Annotated in this window: 16 protein-coding genes; 13 read left to right on the forward strand and 3 right to left on the reverse strand. The window is 74.2% G+C overall.

Annotated features, from left to right (window positions below; translation table 11 throughout):
• Window positions 1–21 precede the first annotated feature (21 nt).
• Window positions 22–1,239: an erythromycin esterase family protein gene (locus tag ACIQBJ_RS16720; RefSeq protein ID WP_400709940.1), complete on the forward strand. Its 1,218-nt coding sequence runs from the start codon at window positions 22–24 to the stop codon at window positions 1,237–1,239.
• A gap of 79 nt (window positions 1,240–1,318) precedes the next feature.
• Window positions 1,319–2,833, forward strand: coding sequence for a hypothetical protein (locus ACIQBJ_RS16725; protein WP_400709943.1), 1,515 nt, complete (start codon window positions 1,319–1,321; stop codon window positions 2,831–2,833).
• Between the two features lie 324 nt (window positions 2,834–3,157).
• On the opposite strand, the gene ACIQBJ_RS16730 is transcribed toward ACIQBJ_RS16725, so the two are convergent.
• The 3 genes from ACIQBJ_RS16730 to ACIQBJ_RS16740 form a co-directional block, all read right to left on the reverse strand.
• On the reverse strand, window positions 3,158–3,796 hold the full coding sequence (locus ACIQBJ_RS16730; protein WP_400709946.1) for a hypothetical protein: 639 nt from the start codon (window positions 3,794–3,796) through the stop codon (window positions 3,158–3,160).
• Between the two features lie 62 nt (window positions 3,797–3,858).
• Entirely contained in the window at window positions 3,859–4,773 is a 915-nt protein-coding gene (locus tag ACIQBJ_RS16735; protein WP_400709949.1) for a ribokinase, read from the reverse strand.
• Window positions 4,774–4,884: 111 nt separating this feature from the next.
• Window positions 4,885–6,102 carry a hypothetical protein gene (locus ACIQBJ_RS16740; protein ID WP_400709952.1) on the reverse strand — a complete coding sequence of 406 codons (1,218 nt, stop codon included), beginning with the start codon at window positions 6,100–6,102 and terminating at the stop codon, window positions 4,885–4,887.
• Window positions 6,103–6,232: 130 nt separating this feature from the next.
• Here ACIQBJ_RS16740 and argC point away from each other — a divergent pair, with 130 nt between their 5' ends.
• The 11 genes from argC (at window position 6,233) to ACIQBJ_RS16795 (ending at window position 18,755) form a co-directional block, all read left to right on the forward strand.
• Entirely contained in the window at window positions 6,233–7,261 is a 1,029-nt protein-coding gene (argC, locus tag ACIQBJ_RS16745; protein WP_400709955.1) for an N-acetyl-gamma-glutamyl-phosphate reductase, read from the forward strand.
• Between the two features lie 20 nt (window positions 7,262–7,281).
• Window positions 7,282–8,436: a bifunctional glutamate N-acetyltransferase/amino-acid acetyltransferase ArgJ gene (gene argJ, locus ACIQBJ_RS16750; RefSeq protein WP_400711318.1), complete on the forward strand. Its 1,155-nt coding sequence runs from the start codon at window positions 7,282–7,284 to the stop codon at window positions 8,434–8,436.
• Window positions 8,437–8,460: 24 nt separating this feature from the next.
• On the forward strand, window positions 8,461–9,393 hold the full coding sequence (gene argB, locus ACIQBJ_RS16755; protein WP_400709958.1) for an acetylglutamate kinase: 933 nt from the start codon (window positions 8,461–8,463) through the stop codon (window positions 9,391–9,393).
• A complete protein-coding gene (locus ACIQBJ_RS16760) occupies window positions 9,390–10,589 on the forward strand; it encodes an acetylornithine transaminase (protein ID WP_400709961.1) in 1,200 nt (399 codons plus the stop codon). Before argB ends, ACIQBJ_RS16760 begins: the two co-directional genes overlap by 4 nt.
• A gap of 25 nt (window positions 10,590–10,614) precedes the next feature.
• Window positions 10,615–11,163, forward strand: coding sequence for an arginine repressor (locus tag ACIQBJ_RS16765; protein ID WP_400709964.1), 549 nt, complete (start codon window positions 10,615–10,617; stop codon window positions 11,161–11,163).
• A 112-nt stretch (window positions 11,164–11,275) separates the two neighbouring features.
• Window positions 11,276–12,469, forward strand: a complete 1,194-nt coding sequence (locus ACIQBJ_RS16770; RefSeq protein ID WP_400709967.1) for an argininosuccinate synthase — start codon at window positions 11,276–11,278, stop codon at window positions 12,467–12,469.
• Between the two features lie 89 nt (window positions 12,470–12,558).
• Window positions 12,559–13,980 carry an argininosuccinate lyase gene (gene argH / locus ACIQBJ_RS16775; RefSeq protein ID WP_400709970.1) on the forward strand — a complete coding sequence of 474 codons (1,422 nt, stop codon included), beginning with the start codon at window positions 12,559–12,561 and terminating at the stop codon, window positions 13,978–13,980.
• Between the two features lie 432 nt (window positions 13,981–14,412).
• Window positions 14,413–15,777 (forward strand): FAD-binding oxidoreductase, encoded by a 1,365-nt coding sequence (locus tag ACIQBJ_RS16780; protein WP_400709973.1) that lies wholly within the window; start codon window positions 14,413–14,415, stop codon window positions 15,775–15,777.
• 289 nt (window positions 15,778–16,066) lie between these two features.
• Complete coding sequence (locus ACIQBJ_RS16785) at window positions 16,067–16,561, forward strand: GNAT family N-acetyltransferase (protein ID WP_400709976.1); 495 nt, start codon at window positions 16,067–16,069, stop codon at window positions 16,559–16,561.
• A 428-nt stretch (window positions 16,562–16,989) separates the two neighbouring features.
• Window positions 16,990–18,018 (forward strand): methionine ABC transporter ATP-binding protein, encoded by a 1,029-nt coding sequence (locus ACIQBJ_RS16790; RefSeq protein ID WP_400709979.1) that lies wholly within the window; start codon window positions 16,990–16,992, stop codon window positions 18,016–18,018.
• Window positions 18,015–18,755: a methionine ABC transporter permease gene (locus tag ACIQBJ_RS16795; protein ID WP_400709982.1), complete on the forward strand. Its 741-nt coding sequence runs from the start codon at window positions 18,015–18,017 to the stop codon at window positions 18,753–18,755. The genes ACIQBJ_RS16790 and ACIQBJ_RS16795 overlap by 4 nt, the downstream gene beginning before the upstream one ends.
• The last annotated feature ends 44 nt before the right edge of the window (window positions 18,756–18,799 follow it).

Here is an 18,799-nt window from a genome sequence, read left to right on the forward strand (position 1 = left end):
TTCAAAGATACGGTGGAAGCCATGGATCTTCCGCTGCGGGCCGCCGCCCGCCCCTTCTCGCCCGCCGCCGCCACCGCCCTGGTCCCCGCCGGAACCCGCCTGCTCGCCCTCGGCGAACCCACCCACGGCGTCGAGGAGTTCCTCGACCTGCGCAACGCGCTCTTCCGCCACCTGGTCGCCGACCACGGCTACCGCTCCCTCGCCCTGGAGAGCGACTGCCTGGCCGCACGTACTGTCGACGCGTACGTGCAGGGCGGCGACGGGGAACTCGACACGGTGGTGCGCGAAGGGCTGTCGCACGGCTTCGGCGCGTACCGGGGGAACCGCGAACTCGTCCGCTGGATGAGGGAGTTCAACGAGCGGTCGGCGGAGGGCGAGCGGCTGCGCCTGTACGGCGCGGACGGCCCGCTGGAGATCACCGGCGCCGCCGCGCCCGGCCCCGCGCTGCTGCGCCTGCACGACTTCCTCGCCGCCCGGCTCCCCCTCGAACTCCTGCCCCCGCGCGAGGAGTTCGCGCTCCTGCACGGCCCCGACGCGCACTGGACCGAACCCGCCGCCGTCCGCGACCCGTCCCGCTCGGTCGGCCGCACCCCCGAGGCCGGTCGACTGCGCCTGCTGGCCGACGAGTTGGCCGGGGTGCTGGCCGCCCACCGCCCGCAGTTCGCGGCGGAGGACGGCGGGGAGGCGCTCTGGCGGGCCGAGTCGGACGCCCGCACCGCGCTCGGCCTGCTGCGCTACCACGCGGCCGTGGCCGGCGCCGGGCCCGACCGGATCGGCTCGCTGATGCGGCAGCGGGACCTGATGATGGCCGAGAACCTGCGGGCGATCGTCCACCGCGAGGACCGGCGCGGCCCGACCCTGGCCTTCGCGCACAACCGGCACCTCCAGCGCGAAGCCAGCCGCATCCCGTTCGGCGGCCACCAACTCCGCTGGTGGAGCGCCGGATCACTGTTCGCGTCCCACGAGGACGGCTACGCCCACCTCGCCTGCACCTTCGGCAACCGCGGCACCGACGACCACCCCGACCCCGACAGCCTCGAAGGCATCCTCACCACCCTCCCCGACGCCCGCTCCGTCCTGGACCCGCGCCTGCTCGCCGCCGCGGTCGCCGGGCGGGCGGTGGCACGCGTCCCTGCCGACCACACGTACTTCGGCCTGGACCCGGAAGCGCTGGGGGGAGTGGAAGGAGTGCTGTTCGTCCGGGACATCCCGCGGCAGCAGGGCCTGTTCGGCGGATGACGGCCGGGCCGGACGCGAGAGGGCGCCGCGCGGTGGAAAAGGGGAGGCGGGCAGGGGGACGACGAGGGAGGATGCCGGGATGCTTCATCTGTGGGCCGGGGCGGCCGCCAATCCCGCACTGCCGGCGGGGGCCGTGGAACGGCTGACGGCGGTGGACGACTCCACGGTGCGACGGGAACTCGCCGAGCGGGACGACCTGACGGACCGCCAGGTGCACCGACTCGCCGAGCGGGACGGGGTGGCGGCGTCCGGACTGGTCGGAAGCGGCCGGCTGCGGGCCGGGCAGGTCGACCCGGAACGGCGGCCCCGGGCGGCGCTCGCCCTGCTGCAGGCCGGGCTCGCCCCCGTCGAATGGGCCCGCCTGCTGGTCGAACTGCCGCACCTGAGAGCCGAGTTGGCGAAGTGCCCCGGCCTGCCCGGCGAGATCGGGCGACGGCTGGCCGCCGACCCCGACCCCGCAGTCGCCCTCGAACTCGCCGAATCCACCGACGACCCCGCGATCGCCGCGCTGCTCGCCGCCCACCCCTCGGAGCACGTCCGGCAGGCCCTCGGGACGAACCCCGCCACGCCGCCCGACGTCCTCGCCGACCTGATCAACGACCTTCCACCGCTGGAGAGTTGCGAGGTCTGCCGGAAACACCCCGTGCCCTGGACGCACCCGCCGGACTGCCCCGACCCGGACTGCGACCTGCCCGGCGGCGCCGCCTGCGACGGCAGCCACCAGCACGCCCGGCACGGCATCCTGCAGGCCGCCCTCGGACACCCCGCCGCGCCCGCCGCCGTCGCCGCCCGGCACCTCGACCACCCCTCGCCGTTCCTGCGCGCCGCCCTCGCGGAGCGCACCGACCTCGACCCGGCCGCGTACCGGGCGCTCGCCGACGACCAGCAGCTGTGGGTGCTGTCGGCGCTGGCCGAGAACCCGGCCGTCGAGGAAGAACTGATCCGCCGACTCGCCGACCACCCGCACGACCTCGTGCACCGCGCCGCCGCCCACAACCCCCGGGCACCGCTCGACGTCCTCGACCGCCTCGCCGCCACCGGACGCCTCGGCGACGGACTGCTGCCCCGGATCGCCGCCGCCGACCCGGCCGAACTCGACCACCTCGCCGACCGCCCCGGCCCCCGGACCCGCCGCCTCGTCGCACTGCGCCGCGACCTCCCGGCGCCCGTCCGGGACCGCCTCGCCGCCGACCCCGACGCCAAGGTCGCCGCCGCCGTCGCCCCGCACCCCGGGCTCACGGCCACGCAACTGCGCGCCATGCACGCCCGGCACGGCCGCTCCGTCGCCGCAGGCATCGCCGCCAACCCGGACGCGCCCACCGCGCTGCTGCACGAACTCCTCGCCGCCGACCACAACGTCGCCACCCTGCGCGCCCTCGCGACCCACCCCGCCGCCGACGCGGACGTCCTCACCGCCTGCCTCCGCGACCGCCGCGCCCGCCGCCGGGCCGCCGCCCACCCCGCCCTGCCCCCCGACCGACTGCGCACCCTCCTCACCGACCCCGACCCGGTCCTCGCCGAGACCGCCGCCGCCAACCCGTCCCTCCCGGCCGCCGACCTGCTGCGCCTGCTGGCGGACCTGCCGGTGGAGTGAAGGACGGGGGCTTGCGCCCGGGGAGACGCGCAGCCGGTGGCGGGTGGGGAGGGAGGAGACGGTGGGCCGCTGCCGCGAACTCGTCCCGCCCGGTCGCCGACCTGCTGCGCCCGCCGGTGGGGTGAGGAGCGGGGCGATCCGTCAAGGCGCAGGCGGCAGTGGGAGGGGGGCCCGGTCAGGCGGGGGTGGGGGGCAGGGCGTGGGCGGTGGGGCGGCCGTCGGGGCGGGGGTTCGGGGGTGGCGAGGACGGGCTCGCCCAGTGCCGCGAGCGCGGCGAGGTGGTCGGTGCGGCTGATGGCTCTGCCCCGCCCGGACGGGGTGGGGTCAGTGGTTGTGGCGGTGGGAGGGCGGCCGGAGCAGACGGTCCGTCAGGCGGCGGGCCTCGGCGGCGACGGCGTTGCCGGGGCCGGAGTCGGGGTGCGGGTACGGGACGCGGGGCCCTTGCAGCCGGTCGTTCGTCAGCGAGCGGGCGGGTGCGGCGGGCCAGTGGGCGCGCTCGACGGTGACGAGGTGGGCCTCCTCGTGGGCCGCCTCGTCACCGTCGTCGTCGTACGGGGCGAGGTGCAGGCGCAGGCGGTGCTGGGCCGTCCAGCGCACGTCCAGGACGCTCCGGCTGCACCCTTCGGCGAACAGCGGGCGGACGGCCCAGGTGTCCAGCCGGATCAGGAGCAGCGCGCCCAGGAACGCGTACCCGCCGTCGTACTCGCCGGTCCCGACGGCCAGCAGTGGGGCGTCGGGGTGGAAGGCCAGCGCGTTGACCGGGTACTCGCAGGCGAACTCGCGCAGCAGGGCCGGCCGGGCCCCGGTCCCGAACACCCCGAGGCGGAGGGCCTGCCCGTAGCGGTCGGCGCCCGCGACGGCCAGCAGCCCGCGCGGCTCGTCCGCCACGGCGAGGACGGGCTCGCCGATCCCGGCGAGGGCGCGGGCGCGGGCGGGGTCGGCGGGGTCGAGGGGCGAGGTCATGCCGGCATACTCGCAGACCACCGCCGGTCCTTCGCCGGGCGGAGGCGGCGGCCGACGGGGTGTCAGGCGGCGGGGAAGGCGGCGTCGAGCCGTGCCGCGGTGGGCATCGAGGACTGGGCGCCGGGGCCGGTGACGGCGAGGGCGGCGGCGCGGACGGCGCGTTGGGCGGCGGCGAGCAGGCCGGTGCCGCGGGCGAGGGCCTCGGCGAGGGCGCCGCAGAAGGTGTCGCCGGCGCCGACGGTGTCGACGGCGTCCACCGTCGGGGCGGGCAGGTGCACGAGGCCGGGGACGCCGGAGCGCTTGACCAGGGCCCCGTCCGCGCCGAGCGTCACCACGACGGCGCCGCACGGGAGTTCGGACCGTTCCAGCAGGGCGCGGGCCCCGTCGAGGCCGTCCGGCCGCCCGGTGCCGAGCAGGGCGGCGAGTTCGCCCAGGTTGGGGACCAGGACGTCGACGGCGGCCAGCACCTCGGGCGCCACCGCCCGGGCCGGGGCCGGGTTGAGGACGACGGTGCCGCCCTGCTGCCCGGCCCGCAGGACGGCGGCGGCGACCACCTCGGCGGCGATCTCGTGCTGCACCAGCACCACCTCGCCCGGGGCGCGGACGAGCCGCGGCGGCAGGTCCCCGACCGACAGGGCGGCGTTCGCGCCCGGGGCGACCACGATGGTGTTCTCGCCGGCCCGGTCGACCACCACCGAGGCGATCCCGGTGGCGGCGTCCGCGACGGTCAGCACCCCGGTGACGTCCACGCCCTCGGCGGCCAGCGCCCGCAGGACCGCCCCGCCGTCCGCCCCGACCCGGGCGACCAGCCGGACCGCCGCGCCGAGCCGGGCCGCCGCGACGGCCTGGTTCGCGCCCTTGCCGCCGGGGCCCTCCGCGAAGCCCCGCGCGAGCACGGTCTCGCCGGGCGACGGCAACTCCTCGACGGTCAGCACGAGATCCCGGTTGACCGAACCGACGACGGTGACGGGCGGCATCCGGACTCCTCGCTCGGGAACTGCGGGCACTTCGGGAACTGCGGGAGCGCCCGGGGAGGCCGGCGCCGCTCCGCACCAGTGTCCACGGCGGCGCCGGTCCCTGGTGGGACGTCAGGCGTCGGGGACGGTGTCGGCCCCGTCGCGCCGGGCCCGGGCGCGGTTGACGTGGGCCTGGAGCTGCAGCCAGGTCGGGTCGTCGGGGGAGGTTTCGGTGACGCGGGCGAGGTCGTCCGGGGACCAGGTGTCGGAGCCGTCGGTGAGCAGCAGGTCGATGTCCTGGTCCGCCTCCTCCGGGGGCAGGTCCTCGGCGTCGGCGAGGAAGGCGGTCAGGTCGTCGGGTTCGACGGCGGTGGGCGGCGGGGAGACCGAGAGCAGGACCAGGTCGCCGTTGTCGTGCGCGACCAGGAGCTGGCCGGCGGCGGTGGCGGCCAGCGCGGTGAGCGGCGGGCCGGTCAGCGTCTCGTGGGTGACGGCCTCGTCGTCCGCGAGGTCGAGGGCGAGCAGCGTTCCGGTGGGCAGGCCGATCCACAGGACGCCCGGGTCGGCGGCGAAGGCCAGGTTGTGGCGGGACCACTCGGGCAGGCCGTCCTCCTCGGGCAGCACGATCCGGGTGACCAGCCGCAGCGACGGGAACGCGAACACGTCCACGCTCTCCACGTAGGCGTTGCCGCGGACGGCGAGGTACCGGCCGTCGGAGCCGAACAGCGGGGTGCCGTAGCCGTCGACGTCCAGCACCAGGGTGTGGCGCAGCGGGCGCATCGGGCCCGGTCCGGGGCGGTCGGCGGGGCGGGCGAACCGGCAGAGGGTGGCGCCCTGGTCGCTGACCAGGGTGGCGACGAGCGCGCCGGAGGGGTGGGCGGCGACGCCGGTGTCCCAGCCGGGGGCGCGGGTGGTCGCGCCGGTCTCCGGGTCGACGGCGTACGAGGCGTACTCCTCGTCGTCGTCGAAGCCGGCGGCCCACAGGGTGCGGCCGTCGGGGCTGAACGCCAGCGCCCGGTAGGCGGTGGGCGCGGGCAGCGGGGCGAGCGGCCCGTCCGGCGTCCAGCGGGCCACGGCGGGCCCGTCCACGACGGCCAGCAGCGGCAGTTCGGGGTGCCAGGCGGGCGCGGGCACGGCCTCGGGCCGCCACCACGGACCGTTGTCCTCCTCCGACACCCGCTCCAGCGAAGGGAGTTCGCGCAGCCGCCCGTCGGAGCAGTCCCAGACCCGGACCGTCCGGCCGTCGGCGTCGGTCCCGGCCGCCAGTGGCAGCCGGGGGTGGCAGACCAGCTGGTCCACCGGGAATTCGGGATCGGTCACCACACGGGCCAGCACGGCGAGATCGGTCATGCCCGCACCCTAGGCGGCCGCACCGACGGCCCGGTGCGCGGGCCCGGCGCAGAGCGTCGTCCCTGCCGCGCTTCCTTGCATGATTTTGCTTAGCTGCGTATATTCATGCTGGACTTCAGGAGGGAATGCCATGGTAATGCGAGTCGCCGTCGCCGGTGCGAGCGGGTACGCGGGCGGTGAGGTGCTGCGGCTGCTGCAGGGGCACCCGGAGGTCGAGATCGGGGCGCTGACCGGCGGTTCGAACGCGGGGCAGCGCTTCGGCGGACTGCAGCCGCACCTGATCGGATTGGCCGACCGGGTGCTGGAGCCGACGAACCCGCAGACGCTGGCGGGGCACGACATCGTGTTCCTCGGCCTGCCGCACGGCCAGTCCGCCGGGATCGCCGCCCAGCTGGGCGAGGACGTCCTGGTGGTCGACCTGGGCGCCGACCACCGGCTGAGCTCCTCGGCCGACTGGGAGCAGTTCTACGGCTCCCCGCACGCCGGCACCTGGCCCTACGGCCTGCCCGAACTGCCGGGCCACCGGCAGGCGCTGAAGGGCAGCAAGCGGATCGCCGTGCCCGGCTGCTACCCGACCGCGGTGACCCTGGCGATGTACCCGATGTACGCCGCGGGCCTGGCCGAGCCGGAGGCCGTGATCACCGCCGCCTCCGGCACCTCGGGCGCGGGCAAGGCCGCCAAGGCGCACCTGCTGGGCAGCGAGGTGATGGGCTCGATGAGCCCGTACGGCGTCGGCGGCGGCCACCGGCACACCCCGGAGATGGCGCAGAACCTGACGCCGCTCGCGGGCGAGCCGGTCACCGTCTCGTTCACGCCCACCCTGGCGCCGATGCCGCGCGGCATCCTCGCCACCTGCTCGGCCAAGGCCCGGCCGGGCACCACCCCGGCGGCCCTCCGCGCCGCGTACGAACAGGCTTACGGCGACGAGAAGTTCGTCCAGCTGCTGCCCGAGGGGCAGTGGCCGCACACCTCCTCGGTCTACGGCTCGAACGCGGCCGTGCTGCAGGTGGCGCTGGACGAGCACGCCGGGCGGATCATCGCGATCTCCGCGATCGACAACCTGGTGAAGGGCACCGCGGGCGGCGCGGTGCAGAGCATGAACATCGCCCTCGGACTCCCCGAGGAGCTCGGCCTCCCGCTGAACGGAGTCGCACCGTGACGAACGGTCAGAACAGCAGCATCGGCGTCACGGCGGCCAAGGGCTTCCGCGCGGCGGGCGTCACCGCCGGGATCAAGGCGTCCGGCAACCCCGACCTCGCGCTGGTCGTCAACGACGGCCCGCGGCACGCCGCCGCCGGCGTGTTCACCTCCAACCGGGTGCACGCCGCGCCGGTCAAGTGGTCCCGGCAGGTGCTGAACGACGGCGAGTTGACCGCCGTGGTCCTCAACTCCGGCGGCGCCAACGCCTGCACCGGCCCCGAGGGCTTCCAGGACACCCACGCCACCGCCGAGAAGGTCGCCGCCGAACTCGGCACCGGCGCCCTCGAGGTCGCGGTCTGCTCCACCGGCCTGATCGGCGTCCGGCTGCCGATGGACAAGCTGCTGCCCGGCGTCGAGCAGGCGGTGAAGGCCCTCAGCGACACCGGCGGCGAGAGCGCCGCGATCGCCATCAAGACCACCGACACCGTGCACAAGACCGCCCAGGTCACCGCCCCGGCGGGCTGGACGGTCGGCGGCATGGCCAAGGGCGCGGGCATGCTCGCCCCCGGCCTGGCCACCATGCTGGTCGTCCTCACCACCGACGCCGACGTCGACGCCGCCGCCCTGGGCGCCGCGCTGCGCGACGCCACCCGCACCACCTTCGACCGGGTCGACTCCGACGGCTGCATGTCCACCAACGACACGGTGCTGCTGCTCGCCTCCGGCGCCTCCGGACTCGCCCCCGAGCAGGGCGAGTTCGCCGAGGCGGTGCGCACCGTCTGCGCCGACCTGGCCCGGCAGCTGATCGGCGACGCCGAGGGCGCGTCCAAGGACATCCGGATCGACGTCGTCAACGCCGCCACCGAGGACGAGGCCGTCGACGTCGCCCGGACGATCTCCCGCAGCAACCTGCTCAAGTGCGCCATCCACGGCGAGGACCCGAACTGGGGCCGGGTGCTGTCCGCGATCGGCACCACCTCCGCCGCCTTCGACCCGGACGCGCTGGACGTCGCCATCAACGGCGTCTGGGTCTGCCGGAACGGCGGCGTCGGCGAGGACCGCGACCTGGTCTCGATGAAGGGCCGCGAGGTCGTCATCACCGCCGACCTGAAGGCCGGACCGGCCTCGGCCAGCATCTGGACCAACGACCTGACCGCCGAGTACGTGCACGAGAACAGCGCCTACTCCAGCTGACCCGAGGGGGGTCGTCCCACCGCCATGCAGATCGCACCCAAGGGCGAACAGGCCCGCAGCAACGCCGCCCTGCCCAAGGCCCGCACCCTGATCGAGGCGCTGCCCTGGCTGGAGCGCTTCCACGGCAAGACCGTGGTCATCAAGTTCGGCGGCAACGCCATGGTCGACGAGGACCTGAAGGCGGCCTTCGCCCAGGACGTGGTCTTCCTGCGCTACGCCGGCCTGCACCCCGTCGTGGTGCACGGCGGCGGCCCGCAGATCAGCGCCCAGCTGGAGAAGCTCGGCCTGGAGTCCTCGTTCACGGCCGGCCTGCGGGTCACCACCCCCGAGACCATGGACGTGGTCCGGATGGTGCTCGCCGGGCAGGTCCAGCGCGAACTGGTCGGCCTGCTCAACTCGCACGGCCCGTTCGCGGTCGGCATGACCGGCGAGGACGCGCACACCCTGACCGCCGTCAAGCGCTACGCCGTGGTCGACGGCGAGCAGGTCGACATCGGCCTGGTCGGCGACATCGTCAACGTCGAGTCCGGCGCGGTGAAGGCGCTGATCGCCGACGGCCGCATCCCGGTGATCTCCTCGATCGCCCGCAGCACCGACGGCCACGTCTACAACATCAACGCGGACACCGCGGCCGCCGCGATCGCGGTCGCGCTCGGCGCCGAGATGCTGGTCGTGCTGACCGACGTCGAGGGCCTGTACAAGGACTGGCCGCACTCCGACGACGTGATCAGCCAGTTGAGCGCGGGCGAGCTGGAGGAGATGCTGCCCACCCTCGCCACCGGCATGCTCCCCAAGATGGAGGGCTGCCTGCGCGCCGTCCGCTCCGGCGTGGGCACCGCCCGCGTCCTGGACGGCCGGGTCCAGCACAGCCTGCTGCTGGAGATCTTCACCGACGAGGGCATCGGCACCATGGTCGTGCCCGACGACGAGACCACCGTACTGGGGGGCCTGGCATGAGCAACGCAGAGATCACCGAGCGGTACCGGCACACCCTGATGCACAACTACGGCACCCCGCGGATCCCGCTGGCGCGCGGCGAGGGGGCCCGGCTCTGGGACGCCGACGGCAAGGAGTACCTCGACCTGGTCGGCGGCATCGCGGTCAACGCGCTCGGCACCGCGCACCCCGCGATCGTCGAGGCCGTCACCGCGCAGATCTCCACCCTCGGCCACGTCTCCAACCTGTTCATGGCCGAGCCGACGGTCCGGCTCGCCGAGAAGCTGGTCGAGCTGGCCGGCCGCCCGGGCCGGGTGTTCTTCTGCAACTCCGGCGCCGAGGCCAACGAGGCCGCCTTCAAGATCTCCCGGCTGACCGGCCGCACCCACCTGGTCTCGCTCCAGGGGGCCTTCCACGGCCGCACCATGGGCGCCCTCGCGCTCACCGCGCAGCCCGCCAAGCAGGACCCGTTCAAGCCGCTGCCCGGCGACGTCACGTACGTCCCGTTCGGCGACGTCGAGGCGCTGCGGGCCGCCGTCACCACCGACACCGCCGCGGTCTTCCTGGAGCCGATCCAGGGCGAGAACGGCGCGATCCCGCTGCCCGCGGGCTACCTGAAGGCCGCCCGCGAGATCACCCGCGCCACCGGCACCCTGCTGGTCCTGGACGAGATCCAGACCGGCGTCGGCCGCACCGGCCACTGGTACGCCCACCAGGCCGAGGAGGGCGTCGACCCCGACGTCGTCACCCTCGCCAAGGGCCTCGGCGGCGGCCTGCCGATCGGCGCCGTGCTCGCCTTCGGCCCGGCCGCCGAACTGCTGGAGGCCGGGCAGCACGGCACCACCTTCGGCGGCAACCCGGTGGTCGCCGCCGCCGGCCTCGCCGTGCTGCGCACCATCGAGGAGCAGGGCCTGCTGGAGCACGCCGCCAAGCTCGGCGAGCGGCTGCGCGCCGGCGTCGAGGCGATCGGCGACCCGCTGGTCGACCACGTCCGGGGCAAGGGCCTGCTGATCGGCATCGTGCTCACCGAGCCGGTCGCCGCCCGGGTGCAGGCCGCCGCGCAGGAGGCCGGCTTCCTGGTGAACGCCGCCGTCCCGGACGCCGTCCGGCTGGTCCCACCGCTGGTCCTGACCGAGGAGCAGGCCGACGCGTTCCTGGCCGCACTGCCCGCGATCCTCCGAACGGTCCGCGAAGCCGCCCCCGGCGCGAACAGCTGAGCGCCTTTCAGGAGAATCTTCAGTTATGACCGACTCCCGCCCCGAGCCCGCCGCCGCCGGGCCCACGCCGCAGGTCCCGCAGACCCGCACCGCGCGCCACCGGCGGATCGTGGACCTGTTGACCCGTCAGCCCGTCCGCTCGCAGAGCCAGCTCGCCAAGCTGCTCGCCGACGACGGGCTGGTGGTCACCCAGGCCACCCTCTCCCGGGACCTCGACGAGCTCGGCGCGGTGAAGATCCGCAACCGGGACGGCGCGCTCATCTACGCCGTCCCGGCCGAGGGCGGGGACCGCACCCCGCGCGCCCCGATGGGCGAGTCCGCCAGCGAGGCCAGGATGGCCCGGCTGGCGGGCGAGCTGATGGTCTCCGCCACCGCCTCCGGCAACCTGGTGGTGCTGCGCACCCCGCCCGGCGCGGCCCAGTTCCTGGCCTCCGCGATCGACACCGCCGAGGTCTTCGAGATCCTCGGCACCATCGCCGGTGACGACACCGTGCTGCTGATCAGCCGCGACGCGGCGGGCGGGCAGGCGCTGGCCGACCACCTGATGCAACTCGCCCAGGCCAAGTCGCAGTAGCCTCCCGCGGGTTTCGCGCGCGACATGCGGTACTGGTTTGTGAACTCATACGCGGTGGTGCATACTTATGCCTAACGCCGCATGGAACCTGTGTTTGTGAATGGAGATTGCCGTGACCGATCGCGTCGTACTCGCCTACTCGGGCGGTCTGGACACGTCCGTCTGCATCGGCTGGATCGCCGAGGAGACCGGCGCCGAGGTCATCGCCGTCGCCGTCGACGTCGGCCAGGGCGGCGAGGACCTGGACGCGATCCGCCAGCGCGCCCTGGACTGCGGCGCCGTCGAGGCCGAGGTCGCCGACGCCCGCACCGAGTTCGCCGACGAGTACTGCCTGCCGGCCCTCAAGGCCAACGCCCTGTACCAGGGCCAGTACCCGCTGGTCTCGGCGCTGTCCCGCCCCGCCATCGTCAAGCACCTGGTCGCCGCCGCGCAGAAGCACGGCGCCACCACCGTCGCCCACGGCTGCACCGGCAAGGGCAACGACCAGGTCCGCTTCGAGGTCGGCATCCAGTCGCTCGCCCCGAACCTGAAGTGCATCGCCCCGGTCCGCGACTACGCGATGACCCGCGACAAGGCGATCGCCTTCGCCGAGGCCAAGAACCTCCCGATCGTCACCACCAAGAAGAACCCGTACTCGATCGACCAGAACGTCTTCGGCCGCGCCGTCGAGACCGGCTTCCTCGAGGACATCTGGAACGCCCCGATCGAGGACGTCTACGAGTACACCCAGGACCCCGCCGCCCCCCGCGAGGCCGACGAGGTGGTCATCACCTTCGACGCCGGCGTCCCGGTCGCCATCGACGGCCGCAAGGTCACGGTGCTCCAGGCCATCGAGGAGCTCAACAAGCGCGCCGGCGCCCAGGGCGTCGGCCGGCTCGACATGGTCGAGGACCGCCTGGTCGGCATCAAGTCCCGCGAGATCTACGAGGCCCCCGGCGCGATCGCCCTGATCACCGCCCACCAGGCCCTGGAGAACGTCACCGTCGAGCGCGAACTCGCCCGCTACAAGCGGCAGGTCGAGCAGCGCTGGGCCGAACTGGTCTACGACGGCCTGTGGTTCTCCCCGCTCAAGCGCGCCCTGGACGGCTTCATCAACGAGGCCAACCAGCACGTCACCGGCGAGATCCGGATGGTCCTGCACGGCGGCCGCGCCGTCGTCAACGGCCGCAAGTCGGACCAGTCGCTGTACGACTTCAACCTCGCCACCTACGACACCGGCGACACCTTCGACCAGTCCATGTCCAAGGGCTTCATCGAGATCTTCGGCATGTCCTCGAAGATCGCCGCCCGCCGCGACCTGGCCTGATCCACCGTCAGTACCCGTGCCCCGGCCGCCGTTGACGTACGGCGGCCGGGGCGCAGCCACACTTACAGCACTTGAAGGAGCCCCACGCGATGACCGCCGAACAGCCCGCAGACGTCCGCCTCTGGGGCGCGCGCTTCGCCGACGGCCCCTCCGAGGCCCTCGCCAAGCTCTCCGCCTCCGTCCACTTCGACTGGCGGCTCGCCCCCTACGACATCGCCGGCTCCAAGGCGCACGCCCGGGTCCTGCACAAGGCCGGGCTGCTCGGTGACGAGGAGCTCTCCGGCATGCTGGCCGGGCTGGACCAGCTGCTGGCCGACGTCGAGTCCGGCGCGTTCACCGGCACCGTCGCCGACGAGGACGTGCACACCGCCCTGGAGCGCGGCCTGCTGGAGCGCCTCGGCGCCGACCTCGGCGGCAAGCTCCGGGCCGGCCGCTCCCGGAACGACCAGATCGCCACCCTGTTCCGGATGTACCTCCGCGACCACGCCAAGACCATCGGCGCGCTGGTCCTCGACCTCCAGCACGCCCTGGTCGGCCTCGCCGAGGCCCACCCGGACACCGCGATGCCCGGCCGCACCCACCTCCAGCACGCCCAGCCCGTGCTGTTCGCCCACCACGTCCTCGCCCACGTCCAGGCCCTCGGCCGGGACGCCGAGCGGCTCCGCCAGTGGGACACCCGCACCGCCGTCTCCCCCTACGGCTCCGGCGCGCTGGCCGGCTCCTCGCTCGGCCTCGACCCGGAGGCCGTCGCCGCCGAACTCGGCTTCGAGCGCGGCTCGGTCGGCAACTCCATCGACGGCACGGCCTCGCGCGACTTCGTCGCCGAGTTCGCCTTCGTCACCGCGATGATCGGCATCAACCTCTCGCGGATCGCGGAGGAGATCATCATCTGGAACACCAAGGAGTTCGGCTTCATCACGCTGCACGACGCCTTCTCCACCGGGTCGTCGATCATGCCGCAGAAGAAGAACCCCGACATCGCCGAACTCGCCCGCGGCAAGTCCGGCCGCCTGATCGGCAACCTCACCGGCCTGCTCGCCACCCTCAAGGCCCTCCCGCTCGCCTACAACCGCGACCTCCAGGAGGACAAGGAGCCGGTCTTCGACTCCTGCGACACCCTGGAGGTCCTGCTCCCCGCCTTCACCGGCATGATCGCCACCCTGACCGTTCACCGCGAGCGCCTCGAAGAGCTGGCCCCCGCCGGCTTCTCGCTCGCCACCGACATCGCCGAATGGCTGGTCAAGCAGGGCGTCCCGTTCCGGGTCGCGCACGAGGTGGCCGGCGCCTGCGTCAAGGTCTGCGAGGCCGAGGGCATCGAGCTCTCCGACCTGACCGACCAGCAGTTCGCCGCCATCTCCGCCCACCTCACCCCCGAGGTCCGCACCGTCCTCTCCGTCCACGGCGCCATCGCCTCCCGCAACGGCCGCGGCGGCACCGCCCCGTCCGCCGTCGCCGTGCAGCTCGCCGAGATCAAGGACGACCTCGCGGCCCAGCAGGACTGGCTCGCCTGACACCCCCTCCTGTGACGGTGCGTCAACTCTTTTTCCCCCAAGAGCGGTTGACGCACCGATTGGCTGCGCCCCGCGTTCCGGCCCGGTCGGCATCAGGCCGGAACACGAGCGGCGGGCCGGAGGCGCAGTGGACGAGCGGGATCGGACCGTGCACATCACGGCCGCTGGACCGGGAAGCATCCCCGCAGGGGAGCATCGTGCACCTGCACCCGCCCGGCCGGAGCCCCGCCGCCCGGCCCCACCCGGTCGGCACCGTCCCGCCGCGGGCCGACGGCCACCGGGCGGGCCCGGACCGTCCTGGCCGGGGCCCTGCCCGACGCCCTCGCCGAGCTCACCGGGCTGCTCGGCCCCGATCACCCCGTCACCGCCACGGTCCGCGGCCACCTGGAGTTCTGGCGCGCCGATTGCTGAACCGCTTTCTACGCTGGACGTATGGCGGAAGCGGCCGTGGCGTTGGCAGAGGGGTTCCGGGGGGAGATCCTGGTGCCCGGGGACGCGGGGTACGACGGGGCGCGGCGGGTGTGGAACGCGGCGGTGGACCGGCGGCCGGAGGTGATCGCGCGGTGCACGGGGGCCGCGGACGTGCTGCGGGCGGTGCTGGTGGCCCGGGAGCACGGGCTGGTGGCGGCGGTGCGGGGCGCGGGGCACGGCCTGGCGGGGCTGGGGACGTGCGAGGGCGGGATGCTGATCGACCTGTCGGGGATGCGCGGGGTCCGGGTCGACCCGGAGCGCCGGACGGCGCGGGCGCAGCCGGGGGTGACCTGGGGCCTGTTCGACCACGAGACGCAGGCTTTCGACCTGGCGACGCCCGGCGCGCCGTACTCGGCGGCGGGGATCGCGGGCGCGACGCTCGGCGGGGGAGTCGGCTGGCTGGCCCGGGCCTACGGCCTGACCTGCGACAACCTGGTCGAGGCGGACGTGGTGACGGCCGAGGGGCGGCTGCTGGTGGCGAGCGCGTCGGCGCATCCGGAGCTGTTCCGGGGCCTGCGCGGCGGCGGCGGCAACTTCGGGGTGGTGACCTCGTTCACGTACCGGCTGCACCGGGTCGGGCCGCACGTGCTGTGCGGGGCGGTGTACCTGCCGGTGGAGCTGCTGGCGCCGACGGTGGCGGCGGTCCGGGACTTCATGGCGCAGGCCCCGGACGGGCTGACGGCGGGCATCGAGTTCGGCCCGCCGCGCGGCGTGCCGGGGCTGCCGGCCCGGACGGCGCTGCGGGTCGGGATGTGCTGGTCGGGCCGCCCCGACCGGGGCCGGGAGGCGCTCGCCCCGCTGCGCGCGCTGCCGGGGGTGCTGCTGGACACCGTGCAGACCCGCCCGTACACGCGCTGGCAGCGGATGCTGGACGAGGGCCGGGGCCCGGGCGCGGGCAACTACGGGCGCTCGGAGTTCCTGTCGGTGCTGGACGGGGCGGCGATCGACTGCCTGGCGGAGCGGGTCGCGGCGCTGCCCGGTCCGGGCGCGCAGCTCCAACTGGCGTTCCTGGGCGGGGCGGTGGCCCGGGTGGGGCCGGAGGACACGGCGTACGCGTACCGCTCGGCGCCGTACCTGCTGAGCGCGACCGGGCGGTGGACGGACGGCCCGGCGGAGCCCCAGGTGGCCTGGGTGCGGGAGTGCTGGGAGGCGATGCGGCGGTTCTCCTCGGGCGGGGCGTACGTCAACCTGATGGGGCAGGAGGGCCCGGCCCGGGTGGTGGAGGCGTACGGGCTGCCGATGTACGAGCGGCTGGTGGCGCTGAAGGACCGCTACGATCCGACGAACCTGTTCCGGGTCAACCAGAACATCCGGCCGAGCGGGTGACGCCGTCGCCCGCTCGGGCGTGACGCTCGCCACGTCGGGGCGTCCGGAAGGTTGAGGGCGGCTGTCGCGTGGGTAGAGCGGTGGCGAACGTCTCTCTTGACGGTCGCCCGGCCGCCCGGATACTGAGCGTGAGCGCGCGTCAGCCCCGGTGTACCGGACCACCGTCCGGCGGGGCGTGTCGCGCTTTTCCCGGGCCGGGCCGATCCCCGTCCGGGCACACCTCGGACAGGAACCGGTGCCGGACCCTCACTCGTGCGCGCCGGGCACTTAACGATGGAGGCCCCCGCACATGGGCATGAGTGTGATCATCGCAGCGGCGCGACCCGAGGAGGTGGAGCAGGTCCTCAAGCTCCAGTACCTCGGCTACCAGAGCGAGGCGGAGCTGTACAGCGACTGGACGCTGGAGCCGCTGACCCAGACCCTGGAGAGCCTGCGGGCCGAGTTCACCGAGCACCGGGTGCTGGTCGCCCGCCTCGGCGACGAGGTGGTGGGCAGCGTCCGCGGCTGGGTGGACGAGAACGGCGTCGGCCGGATCGGCCGACTGGTGGTGCACCCCCGGATGCAGCGGCACGGCCTGGGCCGCCGCCTGCTGGAGGCCCTGGAGGCGCAGCTGACCGAGGACGGCGCCAGTGGCGGCTTCGAGCTGTTCACCGGCCACCGCAGCCTGGGCAACCTGCGGCTCTACCGCAAGCTCGGCTACCGCGAGACCGAGGTGCGCGAGGTCTCCCGCCGGCTGTCGATCGTGACGCTGGCCAAGCCGGTGGCGGCCTCGCTGGCCGCCTGAACCGCTCCCCGCACGCCCGCGGCGCCCGACCCGAACGAGGGGTCGGGCGCCGCTGCGCTTGTGCCGCAAGGGTCGTGTCCGGATGTCGGACAGCAAGTCCTGAAAACTGGGACGTGGACCAATTGTCTGATTTACTGGGTTCCATGACCACGACGACGACATGCATCCCCACCGGCGCGACGCCGGCAGGTGAGTCGCGCATGTGCGGTCGTCGAATGTGTTGCCGCTGAGAGCCTTCGCCCAGCGCCTGCTGACCCACTGTCCGCTGATGACTCGTCAGGGCTAGGCCCGCGAGCGGACCGCCCGTCCGGCGGTCATGATCGACACGACGGCAGCACCCCGATCCCCTCCCGGCACCCCCGCGTGCCCATCCCGCCATTGGCGCGGACGCCCCCACGGCCGTCCGCCGACGAACTACGGAAGCAGCTGTGATCACCACCAAGGGCCTGACCAAGGTCTACCGCTCCCGGGGCCGCGAGGTCCGGGCGCTGGACGACGTGGACCTGCACGTGCGGCAGGGCGAGGTGTTCGGGGTCGTCGGCACCAGCGGCGCCGGCAAGTCCACCCTGATCCGGTGCGTCAACCTGCTGGAGCGCCCGACCTCCGGCACCGTCACCGTCGACGGCGTCGAACTGACCGCGCTGCCCGGCGGCGAGGAGCGCGCCGGTCGCGAGCTGCGGGCCGCCCGGCAGCGGATCGGCATGGTCTTCCAGCACTTCAACCTGCTCTCCTCGCGCACCGTCCAGGACAACGTCGAACTCCCGCTGGAGATCATCGGCCTGGACCGCCGCGAGCGCCGCCGCAAGGCCGCCGAACTGCTCGACCTGGTCGGCCTCGCCGACAAGGCCCGCAGCTACCCGGGCCAGCTCTCCGGCGGCCAGAAGCAGCGCGTCGGCATCGCCCGCGCCCTGGCCGGCGACCCCAAGGTGCTGCTTTCCGACGAGGCCACCAGCGCCCTCGACCCGGAGACCACCCGCTCGATCCTCAAGCTGCTGCGCGAGCTCAACCAGCAGCTCGGCCTGACGGTCCTGCTGATCACCCACGAGATGGAGGTCATCAAGGCGGTCTGCGACTCCGCCGCCCTGATGCGCGGCGGCCGGGTCGTCGAGACCGGGCAGCTCACCGACCTGCTCGCCGACGGCCACTCCCGGATCGCCCGCGACCTCTTCCCGCTCGGCGACTTCGGCACCGGCGGCGACCCCGACCGCACCGTCCTGGAGATCACCTTCCAGGGCGACGCCCCCGCCCAGCCGTTCGTCTCCCAGCTCGCCCGCACCTACCAGATCGACATCAACATCCTCGGCGCGGCCGTAGAGACCATCGCCGGCCGCCTGGTCGGCCGGATGCGGGTCGAACTGCCCGGCAGCCACACCGACAACGTGGTGCCGATCGGCTACCTGCGCCAGCAGGGCCTGCAGGTGGACGTGCTCGACCAGTCGAACGGAGCGGCCGCATGACCTGGGACCAGATGCAGGAACTCATGTGGCCCGCCACCTGGGAGACCCTCGGCATGGTCGGCATCGCCGGCCTCGCCACCCTGGTGATCGGCCTGCCGCTCGGACTGCTGTTGGTCCTCACCGACCAGGGCGGACTGCTGCAGAACCTCGCGGTCGGCCGGGCGCTCGGGACGGTCGTCAACGTCGGACGCTCCATCCCGTTCGTCATCCTGATCGTCGCGGTGATCCCGCTGACCCGGGCGGTCGCGGGCACCACGCTCGGCTGGCAGGCCGCCAGCGTCCCGCTCGCCATCGGCGCCATCCCGTTCTTCGCCCGGCTGGTCGAGACCTCGGTCCGCGAGGTCGACGGCGGACTGGTCGAGGCGCTCAAGGCGATGGGCGCGGGCACCGGCACCATCGTCCGCAAGACCCTGCTGCCCGAGGCGCTGCCCTCGCTGGTCGCCTCCGCCACCACCACGGTGATCGCGCTGATCGGCTACTCCGCGATGGCCGGCACGGTCGGCGGCGGCGGCCTCGGCGACCTCGCCATCCGCTACGGCTACCAGCGCTTCGAGACCGCCTTCATGTGGGTCATCGTCGCCGAACTGGTCGTCATCGTCACCGCGATCCAGCTGCTCGGCGACTTCGCCGCCCGCCGGCTCTCGCACCGCGGCGACTACCGCAGCCCGCTCGGCTTCTTCCGCTCCGCCACCGCCAAGCCGGACGGCACCGAGGAAGACCTGCTCTCCTCCCACTGACTCCCCGTCCCGCACCACGGGACGGGTACCCCGGCCCCACCAGG

The organism is Kitasatospora sp. NPDC088391 (assembly GCF_044753345.1).
Taxonomy (GTDB): Bacteria; Actinomycetota; Actinomycetes; order Streptomycetales; family Streptomycetaceae; genus Kitasatospora.

What these genes read in the sequence shown, in the direction of transcription:
- ACIQBJ_RS16720 (WP_400709940.1), top strand. Translation starts at nt 22, where the DNA reads ATGGATCTTCCGCTGCGGGCCGCCGCCCGCCCCTTCTCGCCCGCCGCC.
- ACIQBJ_RS16725 (WP_400709943.1), top strand. Translation starts at nt 1,319, where the DNA reads ATGCTTCATCTGTGGGCCGGGGCGGCCGCCAATCCCGCACTGCCGGCG.
- ACIQBJ_RS16730 (WP_400709946.1), bottom strand. Translation starts at nt 3,796, where the DNA reads ATGACCTCGCCCCTCGACCCCGCCGACCCCGCCCGCGCCCGCGCCCTC.
- ACIQBJ_RS16735 (WP_400709949.1), bottom strand. Translation starts at nt 4,773, where the DNA reads ATGCCGCCCGTCACCGTCGTCGGTTCGGTCAACCGGGATCTCGTGCTG.
- ACIQBJ_RS16740 (WP_400709952.1), bottom strand. Translation starts at nt 6,102, where the DNA reads ATGACCGATCTCGCCGTGCTGGCCCGTGTGGTGACCGATCCCGAATTC.
- argC (WP_400709955.1), top strand. Translation starts at nt 6,233, where the DNA reads ATGGTAATGCGAGTCGCCGTCGCCGGTGCGAGCGGGTACGCGGGCGGT.
- argB (WP_400709958.1), top strand. Translation starts at nt 8,461, where the DNA reads ATGCAGATCGCACCCAAGGGCGAACAGGCCCGCAGCAACGCCGCCCTG.
- ACIQBJ_RS16760 (WP_400709961.1), top strand. Translation starts at nt 9,390, where the DNA reads ATGAGCAACGCAGAGATCACCGAGCGGTACCGGCACACCCTGATGCAC.
- ACIQBJ_RS16765 (WP_400709964.1), top strand. Translation starts at nt 10,615, where the DNA reads ATGACCGACTCCCGCCCCGAGCCCGCCGCCGCCGGGCCCACGCCGCAG.
- argH (WP_400709970.1), top strand. Translation starts at nt 12,559, where the DNA reads ATGACCGCCGAACAGCCCGCAGACGTCCGCCTCTGGGGCGCGCGCTTC.
- ACIQBJ_RS16780 (WP_400709973.1), top strand. Translation starts at nt 14,413, where the DNA reads ATGGCGGAAGCGGCCGTGGCGTTGGCAGAGGGGTTCCGGGGGGAGATC.
- ACIQBJ_RS16785 (WP_400709976.1), top strand. Translation starts at nt 16,067, where the DNA reads ATGGGCATGAGTGTGATCATCGCAGCGGCGCGACCCGAGGAGGTGGAG.
- ACIQBJ_RS16795 (WP_400709982.1), top strand. Translation starts at nt 18,015, where the DNA reads ATGACCTGGGACCAGATGCAGGAACTCATGTGGCCCGCCACCTGGGAG.